20 protein-coding genes and 5 tRNA genes are annotated in these 18710 nt (G+C 70.8%); 7 read left to right on the forward strand and 18 right to left on the reverse strand.

What is annotated here, in order from left to right; translation table 11 throughout:
- Positions 1–51 precede the first annotated feature (51 nt).
- Entirely contained in the window at positions 52–978 is a 927-nt protein-coding gene (locus tag ACIQ7M_RS32475; protein ID WP_403651132.1) for a DMT family transporter, read from the forward strand.
- A gap of 19 nt (positions 979–997) precedes the next feature.
- Here the strand turns inward: ACIQ7M_RS32475 and ACIQ7M_RS32480 are convergent, their stop codons facing one another.
- A complete protein-coding gene (locus ACIQ7M_RS32480; protein ID WP_403651004.1) occupies positions 998–2890 on the reverse strand; it encodes a DAK2 domain-containing protein in 1893 nt (630 codons plus the stop codon).
- A gap of 259 nt (positions 2891–3149) precedes the next feature.
- Here ACIQ7M_RS32480 and rpmB point away from each other — a divergent pair, with 259 nt between their 5' ends.
- Entirely contained in the window at positions 3150–3335 is a 186-nt protein-coding gene (rpmB, locus tag ACIQ7M_RS32485; RefSeq protein WP_037625034.1) for a 50S ribosomal protein L28, read from the forward strand.
- Between the two features lie 208 nt (positions 3336–3543).
- On the opposite strand, the gene ACIQ7M_RS32490 is transcribed toward rpmB, so the two are convergent.
- The gene (locus tag ACIQ7M_RS32490; protein WP_339131813.1) at positions 3544–4509 is read right to left on the reverse strand and encodes a thiamine-phosphate kinase; all 966 of its coding nucleotides are present in this window, start codon (positions 4507–4509) and stop codon (positions 3544–3546) included.
- Positions 4510–4715: 206 nt separating this feature from the next.
- Between ACIQ7M_RS32490 and ACIQ7M_RS32495 the strand changes: the two genes are divergently transcribed.
- Together ACIQ7M_RS32495 and ACIQ7M_RS32500 are read left to right on the forward strand one after the other, a co-directional pair.
- The gene (locus ACIQ7M_RS32495; RefSeq protein ID WP_355766626.1) at positions 4716–4949 is read left to right on the forward strand and encodes an Lrp/AsnC ligand binding domain-containing protein; all 234 of its coding nucleotides are present in this window, start codon (positions 4716–4718) and stop codon (positions 4947–4949) included.
- Positions 4950–4969: 20 nt separating this feature from the next.
- Entirely contained in the window at positions 4970–5479 is a 510-nt protein-coding gene (locus ACIQ7M_RS32500; RefSeq protein WP_403651007.1) for a DUF3515 domain-containing protein, read from the forward strand.
- A gap of 21 nt (positions 5480–5500) precedes the next feature.
- Here the strand turns inward: ACIQ7M_RS32500 and ACIQ7M_RS32505 are convergent, their stop codons facing one another.
- The 3 genes from ACIQ7M_RS32505 to ACIQ7M_RS32515 form a co-directional block, all read right to left on the reverse strand.
- Entirely contained in the window at positions 5501–6658 is a 1158-nt protein-coding gene (locus ACIQ7M_RS32505; RefSeq protein ID WP_355766620.1) for a D-alanine--D-alanine ligase family protein, read from the reverse strand.
- A gap of 117 nt (positions 6659–6775) precedes the next feature.
- On the reverse strand, positions 6776–7786 hold the full coding sequence (locus tag ACIQ7M_RS32510) for an NAD(P)H-dependent glycerol-3-phosphate dehydrogenase (protein ID WP_355766617.1): 1011 nt from the start codon (positions 7784–7786) through the stop codon (positions 6776–6778).
- Complete coding sequence (locus ACIQ7M_RS32515; RefSeq protein ID WP_403651010.1) at positions 7783–8553, reverse strand: lysophospholipid acyltransferase family protein; 771 nt, start codon at positions 8551–8553, stop codon at positions 7783–7785. Before ACIQ7M_RS32515 ends, ACIQ7M_RS32510 begins: the two co-directional genes overlap by 4 nt.
- A gap of 144 nt (positions 8554–8697) precedes the next feature.
- Here ACIQ7M_RS32515 and cofC point away from each other — a divergent pair, with 144 nt between their 5' ends.
- Together cofC and ACIQ7M_RS32525 are read left to right on the forward strand one after the other, a co-directional pair.
- Positions 8698–9336: a 2-phospho-L-lactate guanylyltransferase gene (gene cofC, locus ACIQ7M_RS32520; RefSeq protein ID WP_403651012.1), complete on the forward strand. Its 639-nt coding sequence runs from the start codon at positions 8698–8700 to the stop codon at positions 9334–9336.
- 34 nt (positions 9337–9370) lie between these two features.
- Positions 9371–9574, forward strand: coding sequence for a hypothetical protein (locus ACIQ7M_RS32525; RefSeq protein ID WP_355766608.1), 204 nt, complete (start codon positions 9371–9373; stop codon positions 9572–9574).
- A 113-nt stretch (positions 9575–9687) separates the two neighbouring features.
- Here the strand turns inward: ACIQ7M_RS32525 and ACIQ7M_RS32530 are convergent, their stop codons facing one another.
- The 4 genes from ACIQ7M_RS32530 to leuC all read right to left on the reverse strand — a co-directional run bounded on the left by ACIQ7M_RS32530 (position 9688) and on the right by leuC (position 12991).
- Positions 9688–10323, reverse strand: coding sequence for an HU family DNA-binding protein (locus tag ACIQ7M_RS32530; RefSeq protein ID WP_403651014.1), 636 nt, complete (start codon positions 10321–10323; stop codon positions 9688–9690).
- A 138-nt stretch (positions 10324–10461) separates the two neighbouring features.
- Positions 10462–10692 (reverse strand): hypothetical protein, encoded by a 231-nt coding sequence (locus tag ACIQ7M_RS32535; RefSeq protein ID WP_355766602.1) that lies wholly within the window; start codon positions 10690–10692, stop codon positions 10462–10464.
- A gap of 275 nt (positions 10693–10967) precedes the next feature.
- Positions 10968–11561, reverse strand: coding sequence for a 3-isopropylmalate dehydratase small subunit (gene leuD, locus ACIQ7M_RS32540; RefSeq protein ID WP_355766599.1), 594 nt, complete (start codon positions 11559–11561; stop codon positions 10968–10970).
- A 5-nt stretch (positions 11562–11566) separates the two neighbouring features.
- Positions 11567–12991, reverse strand: coding sequence for a 3-isopropylmalate dehydratase large subunit (leuC, locus tag ACIQ7M_RS32545; RefSeq protein WP_403651016.1), 1425 nt, complete (start codon positions 12989–12991; stop codon positions 11567–11569).
- Positions 12992–13182: 191 nt separating this feature from the next.
- Here leuC and ndgR point away from each other — a divergent pair, with 191 nt between their 5' ends.
- Positions 13183–13899, forward strand: a complete 717-nt coding sequence (gene ndgR, locus ACIQ7M_RS32550) for an IclR family transcriptional regulator NdgR (protein WP_028806673.1) — start codon at positions 13183–13185, stop codon at positions 13897–13899.
- 231 nt (positions 13900–14130) lie between these two features.
- Here ndgR and ACIQ7M_RS32555 read toward each other — a convergent pair.
- The 9 genes from ACIQ7M_RS32555 to ACIQ7M_RS32595 all read right to left on the reverse strand — a co-directional run bounded on the left by ACIQ7M_RS32555 (position 14131) and on the right by ACIQ7M_RS32595 (position 18438).
- A tRNA-Glu gene (locus ACIQ7M_RS32555) sits at positions 14131–14203 on the reverse strand.
- A 29-nt stretch (positions 14204–14232) separates the two neighbouring features.
- A tRNA-Gln gene (locus ACIQ7M_RS32560) sits at positions 14233–14304 on the reverse strand.
- A 26-nt stretch (positions 14305–14330) separates the two neighbouring features.
- Positions 14331–14403: transfer RNA gene (locus tag ACIQ7M_RS32565), tRNA-Glu, on the reverse strand.
- A gap of 62 nt (positions 14404–14465) precedes the next feature.
- Positions 14466–14538, reverse strand: a tRNA-Glu gene (locus tag ACIQ7M_RS32570).
- A 42-nt stretch (positions 14539–14580) separates the two neighbouring features.
- A tRNA-Gln gene (locus ACIQ7M_RS32575) sits at positions 14581–14652 on the reverse strand.
- 90 nt (positions 14653–14742) lie between these two features.
- Positions 14743–15477: an HAD family hydrolase gene (locus ACIQ7M_RS32580; RefSeq protein ID WP_403651019.1), complete on the reverse strand. Its 735-nt coding sequence runs from the start codon at positions 15475–15477 to the stop codon at positions 14743–14745.
- Positions 15478–15783: 306 nt separating this feature from the next.
- Positions 15784–17253, reverse strand: a complete 1470-nt coding sequence (gene gltX / locus ACIQ7M_RS32585) for a glutamate--tRNA ligase (protein WP_403651021.1) — start codon at positions 17251–17253, stop codon at positions 15784–15786.
- Positions 17246–18022: a fumarylacetoacetate hydrolase family protein gene (locus ACIQ7M_RS32590; RefSeq protein WP_403651023.1), complete on the reverse strand. Its 777-nt coding sequence runs from the start codon at positions 18020–18022 to the stop codon at positions 17246–17248. Before ACIQ7M_RS32590 ends, gltX begins: the two co-directional genes overlap by 8 nt.
- 227 nt (positions 18023–18249) lie before the next feature.
- Positions 18250–18438: a hypothetical protein gene (locus ACIQ7M_RS32595; protein ID WP_355761637.1), complete on the reverse strand. Its 189-nt coding sequence runs from the start codon at positions 18436–18438 to the stop codon at positions 18250–18252.
- Positions 18439–18710: the final 272 nt, after the last annotated feature.

Here is an 18710-nt window from a genome sequence, read left to right on the forward strand (position 1 = left end):
TTGAAGAACTTCGCTCTGGGCTTCAGAGTCCGGGTGGGAGAGCGTGTGGAGGTGTCCCGAGTCCGCAGCACCGACGCGGTGCTTCTCCTTGTCGCCGTCGTCTGGGGTTCCAGCTATCTGGCCGCCAAGACCGCCACATCGGCGCTCCCCGTCCTCCTCGTCCTGTTCGCGCGGTACGGCATCTCGGCCGCCGCCTGTGTCGCGCTCGTCGGCGTCCGGCGCCGGACGAGGCGCTGCACACGCGACGAGCTGCGGGTCGGGGCGGTGCTGGGGGTCACCCAGGCCGCCGTCCTGGTCCTGGAGACGTACGGGGTCGCCCACACCAGCGCCGCCAACGCGGGCCTGCTGATCAGCCTCACCATCGTGCTCACCCCGCTGCTGGACCGTACGTCCGGCGCGGCGGGGCTGCCGCCCCGCTATTTCGCCGCGACCGGCGTGTGTCTACTGGCCGTCGTCCTCCTGGTGTCCGGCAGCGGCTTCCACTCGCCTCGTGGCGGCGACCTGCTGATCCTCGCCGCCGCGCTGGTCCGCGCGGCCCATGTGGCCCTGGTGGGACGGCTCACCGCCCGTCACCCGGTGCGGCCGCTGCACGTCACGGCCGTCCAGACGCTCGTCGGCGCCGTCCTGTTCGCGGTGCCCGTCGCGGGCACCCTGACCACGCTCGGCGGGGTCGACGCCGGCGGCTGGGCGCGACTCTCCTATCTCGCCCTGTTCTGCGGCCTGTTCGCCTTCCTCGCCCAGACCTGGGCGGTGCAGCGCAGTTCCGCCAGCCGGGTCAGCCTGCTCCTGGGCACCGAGCCGGTGTGGGCCGTCGCGGTCGGCATCGTCCTGGGCGGCGAACACCTGACCGCCCTCACCGCCCTCGGTGCCCTGCTCATGGTCGCCGGGACCTACTGGGGACAGGCCGTCGAACGTGCCCACCGGACGGCCGGGCCCTTGGAGGTCCCCCGGCGGTCCGAGGTGCCCGCGAGCGCCTGACCGCCGGCACCGGGGTCCGCTACTCGACCCCGATCAGCAGCAGCGCGCCCTGGCGCCCGCCCCGGTACACCACGGTGTCCACCGCGAGGTAGGACTCCCGTACCCGTGACTCCAGGTGCGCGGCGATGGTCTCGGGGGCCTCGTCGCCGAGGACGAGGGTGACCATCTCGCCGCCCGCCGCGAGCATCCGGTCGAGGACGGTCTCCGCCGTGGCGGTGACGTCGGCGCCGATGACGGCGACGTCGCCCTCGATGAGGCCGAGGACGTCTCCGGCCTGGCAGATGCCGGCCATGGTCCAGGACTGCCGTTCGGCGACGGCGACTTCGGCGTAGCGGGTGGCGCCCGCGGCCGACGTCATGGCGACGACGTCCTCGTCGAAGCGGCGCTCCGGTTCGTGCACGGCCAGCGCGGCGATGCCCTGGACCGCGGAGCGGGTCGGGATCAGCGCGACCCGGACGCCCTCGGCGCGGGCCTGTTCGGCGGCCGCCGCCGCGGTGTGCCGCAGGTCGGCGTCGTTGGGCAGCAGCACCACCTCGCGCGCGTGGGCCCGTCGTACGGCCTCCACGAGCTCCCCGCTGGCGGGCGGCTCCCCCGGCCGCGCGAGCACGGTGGTCGCCCCGGCCTCCGTGTAGAGCCCGGCGAGGCCCTCGCCGGGCACGACGGCCACGACGGCCCGCTGCGTCCGCTCCCGGGGCGGCCGACCCGCCCCGGCTCCGGTGTGGGCGTCGCCGAGCGCGAAGTGGGTGATCCGGATGCGGTGCGGACGCCCCGCCTCGACGCCCGCCTCGACGGCCGCGCCCGCGTCGTCCACGTGCACGTGGACGTTCCACAGGCCGTCGCCGCCGACCACGACGAGCGAGTCGCCGAGGCCGTCGAGCCGGTCCCGCAGGCGGTCCACAGCGGCGTCCTCCGCGTCCAGGAGGTAGATCACCTCGAAGGCGGGATGCCCGCTCTCCGCGCCCCCGTCCCCGCAGACGGCCGCCGCGTCGGCACCGAGGCCGTCCGGCCGTCGCGTCGCGGTCCCGGAACCGTCCCCCGTGCCGGCTCCGGCGGTCCCGGGGGAAGCGTCCGGTGCGCCGGCGGAACCGGTCAGGTCCGTGGTGCCGGGGACGCGTGTGACACCGGGGACGCCGGTGGTGCCGAGTGCGGTCCCCTCCCCCGGCTCGTGCGGGGAGGCGGAGGCGGAGGCGGAGGCGGAGGCGGCGAACGGTCGCGGCGCCTCCCCCGTGAACGTCTGTACCAGTGCCGCGAGGACCGCCACCAGTCCTCGCCCGCCCGCGTCGACCACACCGGCGTGTTCCAGGACGGCGAGCTGTCCGGTGGTCGCGGAGAGCGCGATGCCCGCGCCCGCGTAGGCCGCGACCGCGACCTCGCCGCAGTCGCCCTCGACACCGGAGGCGGCGTCGGCGGCGGCCGAGGCGACGCTGAGGACCGTGCCTTCGACGGGGTGCGCGACGGCCCCGCGGGCGGAGTCGGCGGCGTTGCGCAGGGCGAGGCACAGGCCCCGGCCGTCGGTGTGAGCGGTCCCGCTGTCGGCCGCGAGCACCTGGGCCATCCCCCGCAGGAGCTGCGCGAGGATGGTCCCGGAGTTGCCCCGGGCCCCGATCAGGGCCCCGTGCGCCATGGCCCTGACGGCGTCGGCGAGGGAGACCTCACGCTCTCGGCCCGCCCCGGTCCCTTCGGCGGTCCCGGGCGCCGGAGCCGCCACCGCCTCATGGCCCGCGAACACCGCCTCGACCGCCGCCGCGGCCGACTCCACCGTCAGATACAGGTTCGTCCCGGTGTCCCCGTCGGCGACCGGGTAGACATTGATCGCGTCGATCTCCTCGCGCGCGCGGCCCAGGGCCTCCAGCGCGAGCCCGCACCAGGTGCGCACCGCGAGAGCATCGAATGTCTGCGGCACCTGCGGCACCTGCGCCTCCTTGAGCTGCTGGACGTGGGAGGCAGCGTAGTCCCAGAAGGGGTTACTGCCGGTAGAGGGCCCCGGCCTCGGGCGGGGTGGCGACCGGCAGGTCATGGTAGTTTCGTTCTCCGGACGCAGTCGTTGTATGCTGCTCCAGTTGCCCGATCCGATCGGGCCATCCCCCTGGCACCGCCCCTCAGATCCTAGATCTTGATCCTCGGCATGCCGGGATCAACCGTAAATGCATCTGAAGTCTTTGGAGTGACCCGTGGCTGCCAACTGCGATGTCTGCGGCAAGGGGCCGGGCTTCGGCAACAACATCTCGCACTCGCACCGCCGTACACCGCGTCGCTGGAACCCCAACATCCAGCGCGTTCGTACCGTGGTGGGCGGGACGCCGAAGCGCGTGAACGCTTGCACCTCGTGCATCAAGGCCGGCAAGGTCACGCGCTGACAACCGCTAGCGCGCGGCCACTGCTGGTTCGCTTGCACTGAACCCGTCCACCTCACGGTGGGCGGGTTTTTTGCTGTCTCCGGGACAACGGCCGCTGCGGGCCGGTACGGACTGATGCGGACCGATCCGGAGCGATGCGGGCCGATGTGGGCCGAGTGCAACACCGCCCGTCGTGCGGGGCCCGGTCCTCCGGGCCCCGCACGCGGTCTCAGGACTCGATGTCCCCGAAGTGGTCCCAGCCGCCCTTGCTCGTCCAGGGAGCGCCGTCCACGGTCACCCGCGGCAGCGCCGACGGGTTGAGGACCTCGCCGATGACCTTCCAGCGCGCGGGCAGCTTCACGTCCGGCGGGAAGGTGGCCACGATCGCGTGGTCCTCACCACCGGTGAGGACCCACTGGATGGGGTCGACCCCGACGGCCTGGCCGATGTCGTTCATCTGCGAGGGGATGTCGATGTCCCCGGAGCGGATGTCGATGCGTACCTTGCTCGCCTCGGCGATGTGCCCGAGGTCGGCGATCAGTCCGTCGCTGACGTCCGTCATCGAGGTCGCGCCGAGCCCGGCGGCGGCCGGACCCGCGTGGTACGGCGGTTCGGGCCGGCGGTGGGCCTCGACGAAGGCGCGCGGCGACCGGAAGCCCCGGGAGAGCACCGCGAACCCGGCCGCGGACCAGCCCAGCCAGCCCGTCACGGCGACGACGTCGCCGGGCTGCGCGCCGCCCCGGGTGACCGGCTCGTGGTTGCGCAGATCGCCGAGCGCGGTGATCGCGACGGTGATGGTCTCGCCCCGGACGACATCCCCGCCGACCACGGCCGCGCCCGCGACCTGGCACTCGTCGCGGAGCCCGTCCATCAGCTCCGAGGGCCAGGTGGCCGGGAGTTCGGCGGGCACGACCAGACCGAGCAGCAGCGCGGTCGGCACGGCGCCCATCGCGGCGATGTCCGCGAGGTTCTGCGCGGCGGCCTTGCGGCCGACGTCGTACGCCGTGGACCAGTCGCGGCGGAAGTGACGCCCTTCGAGGAGGATGTCGGTGCTCGCCACGACCCTGCGGTCCGGCGCTGCCACCACCGCGGCGTCGTCGCCGGGGCCGACCCGGACCGCCGGGGTGGTGGTGAGGCGCGAGGTGAGCTCTCGGATGAGCCCGAACTCCCCCAACTCGCCCACGGTGCCCTTCATGATCGTCGTGCTCCCTCTGTCGCTGCCCGTGCCCGGTCGCGAGCCGTCTGAGTACTCGGTACGGTCGAGTTGACCGTCAACTTGCGCAGTCCCTCCACCCCGGCGCGCGAGCCCCAGTCACCGCGGGTCTCCCCGTGGCGCGCGGCAACGCGATACCGTGGCGTTCCTTTTCCCCACATGATCCTCGTGGCCGCCCTGGAGGTTCCGTGGTACAGGCGTACATCCTGATCCAGACGGAGGTCGGCAAAGCGTCGACCGTCGCCGAGACGATCAGCAAGATCCCGGGGGTGATCACGGCCGAGGACGTGACAGGACCGTACGACGTGATCGTGCGGGCCCAGGCCGACACCGTCGACGAACTCGGTCGCATGGTCGTGGCCAAGGTCCAGCAGGTGGACGGCATCACCCGCACCCTGACCTGTCCGGTCGTGCACCTGTAGCCCCCGTCTACCCTTGGCCGGTGAACTTCTTCCGTCACCGGCACACCGCTTCCCCCGGGCTGCCCGTTCTCGCGGCGCTGATCGCGATCGCGGGCTGCTCCTCAGCAGACGACAGCGCGTCCGTCGCGGTTCCGAGTCCGGACACGAAGGTCACCGAGCTGTGCCGGAACCTGGACAAGGCGCTGCCGCGGACCGTGGACGGCCGGCGCCGTGAGGACCCTGAGCCCCGGTCCGCGCTGACCGCGGGCTGGGGAAGCCCGGCGATCATACTGCGCTGCGGTGTCGAGCGGCCCGTGAAGATGTCCGATCCGAAGGTGCCGACGGGCGAGGACCCGAAGGCGGTGGCCGGCGGAGTGAACGGCGTCGACTGGCTGATGGAGCCGCAGGACGACGGGACGACCCGCCTCACCACCGCGTCGCGTCTGGCCTACGTCCAGGTCACCGTGCCGAAGGACGAGGACGCCACCGGTGTGCTCGTCGACCTGGCCCCCTCCGTCAAGAAGGCGATCCCCGAGGGGATCGCCGACTGACGTGCTGGTGGCGCGCGGTGCTCAGCGCAGTCCGGTGGACCGCCGCAGCGCCGCCTGGATGAGCCGGTCGACGAGCTCCGCGTAACCGACGCCCGTCTCCCGCCACATCCGCGGGTACATGGAGATCGGTGTGAAGCCCGGCATCGTGTTGATCTCGTTGATCACGAACTCGCCGTCCTCGGTGAGGAAGAAGTCCGCGCGGACCAGACCCTCGCAGGAGGCCGCCTCGAAGGCCTCGACGGCCAGCCGGCGGACCTCGGCGGTCTGCTCCTCGGTGAGCGGCGCCGGCACGATCCCGTCGGCGGCGTCGATGTACTTGGCCTCGAAGTCGTAGAACGCGTGCGACTGCACGGGCGGGATCTCCGCGGGGACCGAGGCGCGCGGCCCGTCCTCGAACTCCAGGACACCGCACTCGATCTCGCGGCCGCGCAGCAGCGCCTCCACGATGATCTTCGGGTCGTGCCGCTGGGCCTCCTCGATCGCCTCGTCGAGGCCCGCGAGGTCGTCGACCTTCGTGATGCCGAACGAGGAACCCGCGCGCGCGGGCTTCACGAAGAGCGGCCAGCCGTGCTCGCCCGCGAAGTCGACGATCTTCTTGCGGGCGGCGGACTGGTCCTGCTGCCACTCGCGCGGCCGGATCACCACGTACGGGCCCACCTTCAGGCCGAACGAGGTGAACACCCGCTTCATGTAGTCCTTGTCCTGGCCGACGGCCGAGGCGAGGACGCCCGAGCCGACGTAGGGGACGCCGGACAGCTCAAGGAGGCCCTGGAGGGTGCCGTCCTCGCCGTACGGGCCGTGCAGCATCGGGAAGACGACGTCGACCTCGCCGAGCGCCTTGGGGACCGACCCGGGCTCGTTGTAGACGACTTCACGGTTGGCGGGGTCGACGGGGAGCACCACGCCGCCCTCGCCGGACTCGGCGAGCTGCTCGACGCTGGGCTGCTTGCGGTCGACGATCGCCATGCGTTCCGGCTCGTCCGCGGTGAGCGCCCAACGGCCGTCCTGGGTGATGCCGATCGGCAGTACGTCGTACTTCGTACGGTCGATGGCGCTCAGGACGGCGCCGGCCGTGACCACGGAGATCCCGTGTTCGGAGCTGCGGCCGCCGAAGACGACGGCCACGCGCGGCTTGCGAGGCGCCTGCTCAGGGCTCTGGGGGAGGTTCTCGGTGCTCATATCGCGTTGAGAGTACCCGGTGGTACGGCGGTGAGTCAGCGCCCCACGGCGGCTGTTGCTCAGCGTCGTACCCACCGTTGCGGAGCGTCGCCCACCTGGCGGTTCGGCGGGGACGGCTCAGCGGCGTTCGGACTTCGCGCTGCGCCCCATCAGCTCCTTGAGGGCGACCACCGGCGGCTTGCCCTCGTGGACGATGCTGACGACCGTCTCCGTGATCGGCATGTCGACGCCGTGCCGGCGCGCCAGATCCAGCACCGACTCACAGGACTTGACTCCCTCGGCGGTCTGCCGGGTGACCGCGATGGTCTCCTGGAGGGTCATGCCCCGGCCGAGGTTGATGCCGAAGGTGTGGTTGCGGGACAGCGGCGAGGAGCAGGTCGCGGCGAGGTCGCCGAGGCCCGCGAGGCCGGAGAACGTCATCGGGTCCGCGCCCATGACGAGTCCGAGCCGGGTGGTCTCGGCCAGGCCGCGGGTGATCAGCGAGCCCTTGGCGTTGTCGCCCAGGCCCATGCCGTCCGCGATGCCGACAGCGAGGCCGATCACGTTCTTGACGGCTCCGCCGAGTTCACAGCCCACCACGTCGGTATTGGTGTACGGGCGGAAGTACGGCGTGTGGCAGGCGGTCTGGATGCGCCGGGCCACCGCCTCGTCGCGGCAGGCGACGACCGCCGCCGCGGGCATCCGCTGGGCGATCTCCTTGGCGAGGTTGGGTCCGGTGACCACGGCCACGCGGTCCGCGGAGACCTTGGCGACCTCCTCGATGACCTCGCTCATCCGCTTCACGGTGCCGAGTTCGACGCCCTTCATGAGCGAGACGAGCACGGTGTCGGGGGCGAGCAGCGGCACCCATTCCGCGAGGTTGCCGCGCAGTGTCTGCGAGGGAACGGCGAGGACGGTGAACTCGGCGTCGCGGGCGGCCTCGGCCGGGTCGGCGGTGGCCCGCAGGTTCTCCGGGAGTTCTATCCCCGGGAGGTAGTCCGGGTTCATCCGCGTGGAGTTGACCGCGTCGGCGATCTCGGGACGGCGTGCCCACAGGGTGACGTCGCACCCCGCGTCGGCGAGCACCATGCCGAAGGCCGTACCCCACGATCCGGTTCCGAAGACGGCCGCCCTGACCGGCTTGCTCACGTGCCCTGCCCTTCTTCCTGCTGTGCCTTCGACTTGGCCGCGGCCTTGCGGCGCTGCGCGATGCGCACCTCGCGCGGGTCGTACACGTTCTCGGGCGCCTTCTCGCCGCGGATCAGCTCGAGCTGCGCGGTGATGGCCGCCATGATGACCTCGGTGACCTCCTTGAGGAGGTCCGGGGTCATCTCCCGGTCGTAGTAGTGCGAGAGGTCCACCGGCGGGCCCGCGAGCACGTGGTGGGTCTTGCGCGGGAGGATGTCGGGCTTCTTGGCGTACGGGGGCAGCAGTTCGTTGGCGCCCCACTGGGCGACCGGGACGACCGGGCACCTGGTCTGCAGGGCGACGCGCGCGGCACCGGTCTTGCCGGTCATCGGCCAGCCGTCGGGGTCACGGGTGAGCGTGCCCTCGGGGTAGAACGCGACGCACTCACCGCGTTCCACGGCGTCGATCGCGGCCCGGAAGGCGCTCAGGGCGTCGGTGCTCTCGCGGTAGACGGGAATCTGTCCCGTGCCGCGCATCGCGGCACCGACGAATCCCTTCTTGAAAAGCCCGGCCTTCGCCAGGAAGCGCGGAACACGCCCGGTGTTGTACTGGTAGTGCGCATACGCGAACGGGTCCACGTGCGAATTGTGGTTCACCGCGGTGATAAATCCGCCCTCGGCCGGAATGTTCTCCATCCCACGCCAGTCCCGCTTGATCAGAACCACGAGCGGCGGTTTGACGAGAACCGCTGCAAAGCGGTACCAGAAGCCGATTCTGCGGCGGGGCACGCGGACACCTTCCTCTAGAGCCTGGGGGGCCGCACAAGTGTCGCTCCAGGCCGCCTGTCTGTCGAGAACACCGTACGCCCCGACACCCGGACCGCCAGGGTGACCAGGTCACAATAAGGCGTGACTGGAGAGGGTGGAGCGCTCGTGCGGTGGACCTTGGTCGTACCCCTCAAACCCCTGGCGCGCGCCAAGAGCAGGCTCGCGGACACCGCTTCCGACGTACTGCGCCCGGGCCTCGCGCTCGCGTTCGCGCAGGACACCGTGGCGGCGGCACTGGCCTGCGCAGCCGTGCGGGGTGTGGCGGTCGTCACGGGCGACGTGGTGGCCGGCCGGGCGCTGGCCGCACTCGGCGCGCGGATCGTCGCGGACGAGCCGGGTGGGGGCCTCAACGCGGCACTGGCGCACGGCGCGGGTGTCGTACGGGCCCGGGATCCCGAAAGCGCCGTCGCGGCCCTGAACGCCGATCTGCCCGCTCTGCGGCCTTCTGAATTGGCCCGGGTACTGGCCGCCGCGGGTGAATTCCCGCGCGCTTTCCTGGCCGATGCTGCTGCAATCGGCACCACGCTCCTGACCGCGTCCCCCGGCCGGGAATTGCTCCCCGCTTTCGGCGGTGAATCCCGGGCCCGTCATGGCGCCTCGGGGGCCGCGGAACTCGGTCTCGACGCGGTGGATTCCGTACGCCGGGACGTGGACACCCGGGAGGATCTGCGGGCGGCGCTGACGCTCGGCGTGGGACCGCGCACGGCGGCCGCGGCGGCGCGGCTGCTCATCCCCGGGCAGTAGGCGGACGCCGGCGGGCGAGCCGTAGGCTGCCCCCATGCAGGCGACCTCGTACACGTACGACCCCGAGACCCGCAGCGGACAGGTGCTGCTCGACGACGGCACGCCGGTGCCCTTCGACGGTCCGGCGTTCGACGCCGGCGGGCTGCGGCTGCTGCGGCCGGGGCAGCGTGTGCGGATCGAGACCGAGGGCGCGGGCGCGGAGCTCCGGATCACCCTGATCACGCTGCAGACGTTCTGAGCCCCGTGCCGCGGACGTTCCGCACCCACGCGCCGGGGACTGCCGCGGACACGCCGCGGGCCGGGCTCCCCTGGGGAGCCCGGCCCGGCGCGTGAGGTGCCCTGTACCCGCCTCTAGCGGGCGGTGGCCTTCTTGGCGGTGGTCTTGCGAGCCGTCGACTTCTTGGCGGGGGCCTTCTTGGCCGTGGCCTTCTTCGCCGGAGCCTTCTTGGCGGCGGTCTTCTTGGCCGCGGTCGTCTTCGCCGTCGTCTTCTTGGCGGCGGTCGTCTTCGCCGTCGTCTTCTTCGCCGTGGTCTTCTTCGCGACGGCCGTGGTCTTCCTCGCCGTGGTCTTCTTCGCCACGGCCTTGCTCGCCGCCGCCTTCTTGGCGGTGGTGGCCTTCTTGGCCGCGGCCTTCTTCACCGTCGCGGAAGCGCCGCCGGAGAGGCTGCCCTTCGGGGCCTTCTTGACCGCGACGTCGTTCTTCGGGAGCTTCTTCGAGCCGCTCACCAGGTCCTTGAAGCCCTGGCCGGCACGGAACCGCGGCACGGAGGTCTTCTTGACCCGAACACGCTCACCCGTCTGAGGGTTACGGGCGTAACGGGCGGGACGGTCGACCTTCTCGAAGGAACCGAAGCCCGTGACCGAGACCCGGTCTCCGCCGACAACCGCACGGACGATGGCGTCCAGTACCGCGTCGACCGCGTCGGCGGCCTGCTGACGCCCGCCGACCTTGTCGGCAATCGCTTCTACGAGCTGCGCCTTGTTCACGTCTTCCCCTTCGGAGACATAGCCCGAACGAATGCGTTCAAGCTTTTTCGCACGTTAGGCAGATATATACCGCAAATCAAACACGAAACGGGCTAATCACCCTTGTGCCGCAACGAACTCGGGCCGCAGCGCGGTTCGTCAGTGATCCCCTTCGAGGAATCGGCCCTCGTCGAGGTCGCTGGTGAACCGCTCCAGCCGCCTTGCCGCGTCGGCGAGATCGTGTTTGGCCGCGGCCGTAATGACCAGCAGCTTCCGGGTCAGCGCCATCCGTACGCCCTCCGGGACTTGCAGTGCGCGCACTGTTGTGTGCGCTTCCTTGAGTTGGGCCGCGACTGCCATGTAGAGCTCGAGTTGGCCGTCACGTTCCATGCACAGATTGTGCCATCTGGGGCGAGTTGTCGCCTGCGCAGAGGGTAACTGCCGCCCCCCGGAGGCCTCCTGGCCCCCTTGGCCGGAAGTCGCCCACGTACCCGACTACCCAGGCAACCCGCCCTGTAACTAAGGGAGTTGACCGGCCTCGTGGGGGCCTGCGGGGGCCCTCCGGGAGCGGAAATGGCTGTACCCCCAACCGTCCACGATTGGGGGTACAGAGGGGTGTTGCGTGGCTGAAATGAGTCGGGCCGGGCCGTGGCCCGGCCCGGGGGTCAGACCTGGAGCGTCTTCGGCTTGTGCGAGGGCCGCTTGGCCTCGTACGCCGCGATGTCGCCCTCGTTCTGGAGGGTGATGGAGATGTCGTCCAGCCCGTTCAGCAGCCGCCAGCGGGCGTTCTCGTCGAGCTCGAAGGCGGCGGTGACGCCCTCGGCGCGTACCTCGCGGGCCTCCAGGTCGACCGTGATCTCCGCCTGCGGGTCCCGCTCCGACAGGTCCTGGAGGGCGTCCACGATCTTCTGGTCCAGAACCACCGTGAGCAGGCCGTTCTTGAGCGAGTTACCGCGGAAGATGTCGGCGAACCGGGAGGAGATGACGGTCTTGAAGCCGTAGTTCTGCAGCGCCCAGACGGCGTGCTCGCGCGAGGAGCCCGTACCGAAGTCGGGGCCCGCGACCAGGACCGTGGCGCCCTGGCGCTCGGGCTGGTTGAGGACGAAGGAGGCGTCCTTGCGCCAGGCCTCGAAGAGACCGTCCTCGAAGCCGTCCCTGGTCACCTTCTTGAGCCAGTGGGCGGGGATGATCTGGTCGGTGTCGACGTTGCTGCGGCGCAGCGGGACGGCCCGGCCGGTGTGCTTGGTGAATGCTTCCATGGCTCTCAGACTCCAGCGGGCACGGGGGCGTCGGACAGATCGGCCGGGGAGGCCAGGTGGCCGAGGACCGCCGAGGCGGCGGCGACCTGCGGCGAGACCAGGTGTGTCCGGCCGCCCTTGCCCTGCCTGCCCTCGAAGTTGCGGTTGGAGGTGGACGCGGAGCGCTCACCGGGGGCGAGCTGGTCGGGGTTCATGCCCAGACACATCGAGCAGCCCGCGTGCCGCCATTCGGCGCCGGCCTCCTTGAAGACCACGTCCAGACCCTCGGAGACGGCCTGGAGTCCGACCCGCGCGGAGCCGGGGACGACCAGCATCCGTACGCCGTCGGCGACTTTGCGGCCCCCGACGATCTCGGCGGCCGCGCGCAGGTCCTCGATACGGCCGTTGGTGCAAGAACCTACGAAGACGGTGTCGACCTTGATGTCGCGCAGCGGCTGCCCGGCGGTCAACCCCATGTATTCCAGGGCCTTTTCGGCGGCGTGGCGCTCCGAAGCGTCTTCGTACGAAGCCGGGTCGGGGACGTTCGCCGAAAGCGGCGCTCCCTGGCCGGGGTTGGTGCCCCAGGTGACGAACGGCGACAGGGAGGCGGCGTCGATGACGACCTCCGTGTCGAACACGGCGTCGTCGTCGGACTTCAGCGTCTTCCAGTACGCGACGGCGGCGTCCCAGTCCTCGCCCTCGGGCGCGTGGGCGCGGCCCTTGAGGTAGTCGAAGGTCGTCTCGTCGGGGGCGATCATGCCCGCGCGGGCGCCGGCCTCGATCGACATGTTGCAGATGGTCATCCGGGCCTCCATCGAGAGCTTCTCGATGGCGGGGCCGCGGTATTCCAGGATGTAGCCCTGGCCGCCGCCCGTACCGATCTTGGCGATGATCGCCAGGATCAGGTCCTTCGCGGTGACGCCGTCGGGCAGCTCGCCGTCGACGGTGATGGCCATGGTCCTGGGGCGGGCCAGCGGCAGCGTCTGGGTGGCCAGCACGTGCTCCACCTGCGAGGTGCCGATGCCGAACGCCAGGGCGCCGAAGGCACCGTGCGTGGAGGTGTGCGAGTCGCCGCAGACCACCGTGGTGCCCGGCTGGGTCAGACCGAGCTGCGGTCCCACCACGTGCACCACGCCCTGCTCGACGTCGCCCAGCGAGTGCAGCCGTACGCCGAACTCGGCCGCGTTCTTGCGCAGCGTCTCGAGCTGGACACGCGAGACCGGGTCCGCGATGGGCTTGTCGATGTCGAGGGTCGGGGTGTTGTGATCCTCGGTCGCGATGGTGAGGTCGAGGCGCCGCACCGGACGGCCCGCCTGACGCAGGCCGTCGAAGGCCTGCGGGCTGGTCACCTCGTGCAGCAGGTGCAGATCGATGAAGAGGAGGTCGGGCTCGCCCTCGGCGCGCCGGACGACGTGGTCGTCCCAGACCTTCTCCGCGAGTGTCCTACCCATCGCTTTCCCTCCGGCCGGCTCGTGTGGCGCCGGCCCAACTAGAGATTTCCGGGGCGGCAGACGTTCCGTACCCCTCGTCCGGACGTCGTCCGCCGGGCCCGTTGGTCCGCGGGCCGCTCTGTGTACAAGGGTGGCGCGTTCCACCGGAAATTGAACTTGCGTTTCACAGAGTGAGACGCGAGTATCGTTTCATGGACAACAGTAGCGGCGTCGGCGTTCTGGACAAGGCAGCCCTTGTCCTGAGCGCTCTGGAGTCCGGTCCGGCCACCCTCGCAGGCTTGGTCGCGGCGACCGGACTGGCACGACCCACGGCACATCGCCTCGCCGTGGCACTTGAACACCACCGCATGGTGGCGCGCGACATGCAGGGCCGTTTCATACTCGGCCCCCGGCTCGCGGAGCTGGCCGCGGCCGCCGGCGAGGACCGCCTCCTCGCGACGGCCGGCCCGGTGCTCACGCACCTGAGGGACATCACGGGCGAGAGCGCGCAGCTCTACCGCCGCCAGGGCGACATGCGCATCTGCGTCGCCGCGGCCGAACGGCTGTCCGGACTGCGGGACACGGTCCCGGTGGGCTCCACCCTCACCATGAAGGCCGGTTCCTCCGCCCAGATCCTGATGGCCTGGGAGGAGCCCGAGCGGCTGCACCGCGGTCTCCAGGGCGCCCGCTTCACCGCCACCGCGCTGTCGGGAGTACGGCGTCGGGGCTGGGCCCAGTCGATCGGCGAACGTGAGCCGGGCGTGGCGTCCGTCTCCGCGCCGGTCCGCGGACCCTCGAACCGCGTCGTGGCCGCCGTCTCGGTCTCCGGGCCGATCGAGCGCCTGACCCGGCACCCGGGCCGCATGCACGCCCAGGCGGTCATCGACGCCGCCGGGCGTCTCTCCGAGGCCCTGCGCCGCACGGGCTGACCTTCGCCCCGCCCCCGCGTGACGGGAGGGCCGGCCTCAACGCCGCGGCAGGCTCTCCCCGATGCGCATCGTCCCGTACGCGGGGTGTACCGGCCCTCGGGCCCGGTGCGCCCCGCGCCTCGTTTCCGGGGTGATCCAACTCATGGCGAGGCGCCGCGAGTTGATCTCCGAAGAGTTGATCTCCGAACGCCGAAAGGGCCCCCACCGAAGTGGAGACCCTTGCGGACCGTGTACCCCCGACCGGATTCGAACCGGCGCTACCGCCTTGAGAGGGCGGCGTGCTAGGCCGCTACACAACGGGGGCCTGAATCCTGCGCTTGCGCAGATTCTGAGCTGGGCTACCAGGACTCGAACCTAGAATGACGGTACCAGAAACCGTAGTGTTGCCAATTACACCATAGCCCATGGTGGTTTAGACCATTATCGGTCAGTACCCCCGACCGGATTCGAACCGGCGCTACTGCCGTGAGAGGGCAGCGTGCTAGGCCGCTACACAACGGGGGCCCTAGCGATCCTGCATGAAGGGCAGCGGGTGCGACCCGAACTGCCTTCCTGGGAAGGATCTGTACCCCCGACCGGATTCGAACCGGCGCTACTGCCGTGAGAGGGCAGCGTGCTAGGCCGCTACACAACGGGGGCGTTGCGGATCTGGATCTCCGCGGTGCAGATGAGCTCTGCGAGCTGGCCTACCAGGACTCGAACCTAGAATGACGGTACCAGAAACCGTAGTGTTGCCAATTACACCATAGGCCACAGAAACGCAATCCCGTACGAAGATCTTGTTTCGGCTGACGTCTCCGGGCTCCGGCCTTTCGGCCCGCTCCCGGCGGCGCAGAAAGAACATTACCCGAAGGTGGACCACGCTCCAAAACGGGTATCCGCGCCAAGGATCGCGGGCAACTCGGCGAGCGATCCGATGCGATGCGGACCCCTTCGTCCGGCGGCGCCGGCGGCATGGGCTCCGCCCCGGTCGATCCACACCGAGAGCAGACCGGCGTCGGCGGCGCCGCGTCCGTCGATCTCCGGGTGGTCCCCGACGTAGGCGACGCGGTGGGGCGGCAGCCCGAGGGCGTCGCAGGCCGCGTGGAAGGCGGCCGCGGCGGGTTTGGAGACGCCGAGCTCGGCGGCGCACAGGATGGCCTCGAAGCGGTCGTGCACACCGAGGACGCGCAGCTTGCGGTCCTGCACGAGGAGGCTGGAGTTGGAGAGGACCGCGTGCCGGTGGCCGTCGCCGAGCGCGTCGAGGGCGGGCAGGACGTCCGGGAAGAGCGCCCAGGCGCCCTCGTAGTGCGTGACGTACCGGTCGAACCACGCGTCGGCCTCGGTGTCGTCGAGCGACTCCCCCAGGAACACCCGGACGCGGTCCCGCCGCTGGCCCTGCCAGTCCGTCTCCCCGGCCGCGTACCTCGCCCACTGGGCGTCGGTGATCTCCCGCCAGCGCGTGAGGGCCTGTTCGACGGTCGTACCGCCGTCGAGCAGGCCCTCGGCCGCGAGATGGTCCCGCATGCCCGCCCTGTCGGCGCTCGTGTAGTCGAAGAGCGTGTCGTCGATGTCCCAGACCACGGCGTCGATGCTCATGCGCCGACGGTATCGCCGGGGGCGGTCGGCTGTCCCCCGGGCGGCGATGATCACCCGCGACCGAGGAGGACGGAACACCCACCGTGACGACCACCACGCGCCGCCGACCCACCGGACCCGCGCAGCCGACACCGGTCTGGGCGACGAGCGCCGTCTGGCGCCGGCGCGCGTGAGAACCGCCACTTGGCCTCGGCCCGCGTCGGCACGGCGCTCGGCGTCGGTCTTCGTGACCGTGACCACCCGTGCCGGCTCGCGCATGCGTGAGGGGCGGTGCCCGGTCCGGACACCGCCCCTCACGCGCTCCGCTTAGACGGCCAGCTTCGCCAGTGCCGCGTCGACGCGGGCCAGCGTCTTCTCCTTGCCCAGGATCTCCAGGGACTCGAAGAGCGGCAGGCCGACCGTGCGGCCGGTGACGGCGACCCGGACCGGGGCCTGGGCCTTGCCGAGCTTCAGGCCGTGCTCCTCACCGGCGGTCAGGACGGCCTCCTTGAGGGACTCCGGAGAGGTCCAGTCGGCCGCCTCCAGCTTCTCGCGGGCCGTGCGGAGGAGGGCGTCCGAGCCCTCCTTCATGGCCTTCGTCCAGGACGCCTCGTCGGAGACCGGCTCCGGCAGGAACAGGAAGTCGACGTTGTCCGTGATCTCGGAGAGCACCTTCATCCGCGACTGGGCGTGCGGGGCGATCGCCTGCCACTTGGCCTCGTCGAAGTCCTCCGGCGCCCAGGGCGCGAAGGGGGCGCGCAGCCACGGGGCGCAGCGCTCGGTGAAGTCCTTCACGTCGAGCATGCGGATGTGGTCGGCGTTGATCGCCTCGCACTTCTTCAGGTCGAAGCGGGCCGGGTTCGGGTTCACGTCCGTGACGTCGAACGCGGCGACCATCTCGTCGATCGAGAAGATGTCGCGGTCGGCGGCGAGCGACCAGCCGAGCAGGGACAGGTAGTTCAGCAGGCCCTCGGGGAGGAAGCCGCGCTCCCGGTAGAGGTTGAGCGAGGACTCCGGGTCACGCTTGGAGAGCTTCTTGTTGCCCTCGCCCATCACGTACGGGAGGTGGCCGAAGGCCGGGGTCTCCTTGGCGATGCCCAGCTCGGTCAGCGCCTTGTAGAGGGCGACCTGCCGGGGCGTGGAGGAGAGCAGGTCCTCGCCGCGCAGGACGTGGGTGATCTCCATCAGGGCGTCGTCGACGGGGTTGACGAGCGTGTAGAGCGGCGCGCCGTTGGCGCGGACGATGCCGTAGTCCGGGACGTTCTCCGGGAGATACGTGATCTCGCCGCGGACCAGGTCGTCGAAGGTGATCGCCTCGTCGGGCATCCGGAAGCGGACGATGGGCTTGCGGCCCTCGGCCTCGTAGGCGGCCTTCTGCTCGGCGGACAGGTCGCGGCAGTGACCGTCGTAGCCGGAGGGCTTGCCGGCGGCGCGGGCGGCGTCGCGGCGGGTGTCCAGCTCCTCGGTCGAGCAGTAGCAGCGGTACGCGTGCCCCGCGTCCAGGAGCTTGGCGGCGACATCGGCGTAGATGTCCATGCGCTGCGACTGGCGGTACGGCGCGTGCGGGCCGCCGATCTCGGGCCCCTCGTCCCAGTCGAAGCCCAGCCAGCGCATCGAGTCGAGGAGCTGGTCGTACGACTCCTCGGAGTCGCGGGCCGCGTCGGTGTCCTCGATGCGGAAGACCAGGGTGCCTTCGTTGTGCCGGGCGAACGCCCAGTTGAACAGGGCGGTGCGGACCAGCCCGACGTGGGGGTTGCCGGTCGGGGAGGGACAGAAACGTACACGGACGTTAGCCACGCTTGATCACCTTGTTGGTGAGAGTGCCGATGCCTTCGATGGTGACGGCGACATCGTCGCCGACGTTCAGGGGGCCGACCCCAGCCGGGGTGCCGGTGAGGATCACGTCGCCCGGGAGCAGCGTCATGGCCTCGGTGATGTTGACGACGAGGTCCTCGATGGAGTGGATCATCTCGCTCGTGCGGCCGAGCTGGCGCTGCTGCCCGTTGACCGTGCACTGGATGGTCAGGTCGGCGGGGTCGAGGTCCGTCTCCACCCAGGGGCCGAGCGGGCAGGCGCTGTCGAAGCCCTTGGCGCGGGCCCACTGCTTCTCGCGCTTCTGCACGTCGCGGGCCGTGACGTCGTTGGCGCAGGTGTAGCCGAGGATGACGTCCTTCACGCGCTCGCGCGGGACCTCGCGGCACATGCGGCCGATGACGACGGCGAGCTCCGCCTCGTGGTGCAGCTCGCTGGAGAAGGAGGGGTACTGGATCGGGTCGCCGGGGCCGACCACCGAGGTCGACGGCTTGAAGAAGGCGAACGGGGCGTCGGGCACCTCGTTGCCGAGCTCCTTGGCGTGCTCCGCGTAGTTGCGGCCGAAGGCCACGACCTTGTTCGGGAGCACCGGCGGCAGCAGCCGGACCTTGTTCAGCGGGACCTTCGTACCGGAGAGCTCGAAGTCCGCGAACGGGATGCCCTTGATGATGTCGAGGACGAGCTCGTCCGGCCTGTCGCCCTCGACCGCGCCGAAAGCGACGTTGCCGTCGATGGAGAATCTGGCGATGCGCACGGGATCCTTGCGCCCCTCACTGAGCTGGCTGGAGTCTGACGCTCCAGGCTAACGCGGCAAGGGCTGCGGACTTCGCGTATATCCGCCGGGGTGGTGAGCGGCGGCGCGCCGGTCCGGGTGCGGGCGACGGTTCCCTCGGGGAGGGGCGGCCGTGACCGGCCGGCCCGCGGTCGTGCGCGACCGGCCGGGCCGCGCCGCGGGGCGCGGCCCTCGGCCGGACACCGCGTTCACTCCGCGGCGGAGACCGTGACCGGGGCGTCCATCAGGACGGTGCGGCGGGGGTTGGCGGTCTGGAGCGGGAGGACGACCGCGTGCTCCGGCCGCTCCGGCGTACGCAGGGCGTCGGCGTCCTCGAGGTGCGCCAGCGTCGTGCGCTGCGGATTGGCAATGTTGCGGAACATCATCGTCGTCTTCACCGTTTTGCTCGACCTTGTCGTCCTGGGCGCCGGTCGGGGTCAAAGAGCCCCACATAGACGCGGGTTGTCGGATTCGCCATCCCTGTAAAGCGTCAGGCTAAACATTCAATTCCCGGGCGACGACGCGAAGAGGCCATGATCGGCATGTGAGTTTGCTCACTCACCAAGGGGCAAACCGGTCAATCGAGGCCCTCAACTCAGGGCGACCAAACGGACATTACGCTACTGAACCAACCATTCCGCTCCTGATCATCGCGACTGGGACAGGGTAT

It is taken from the genome of Streptomyces sp. NPDC096324 (assembly GCF_044763015.1).
GTDB lineage: Bacteria > Actinomycetota > Actinomycetes > Streptomycetales > Streptomycetaceae > Streptomyces.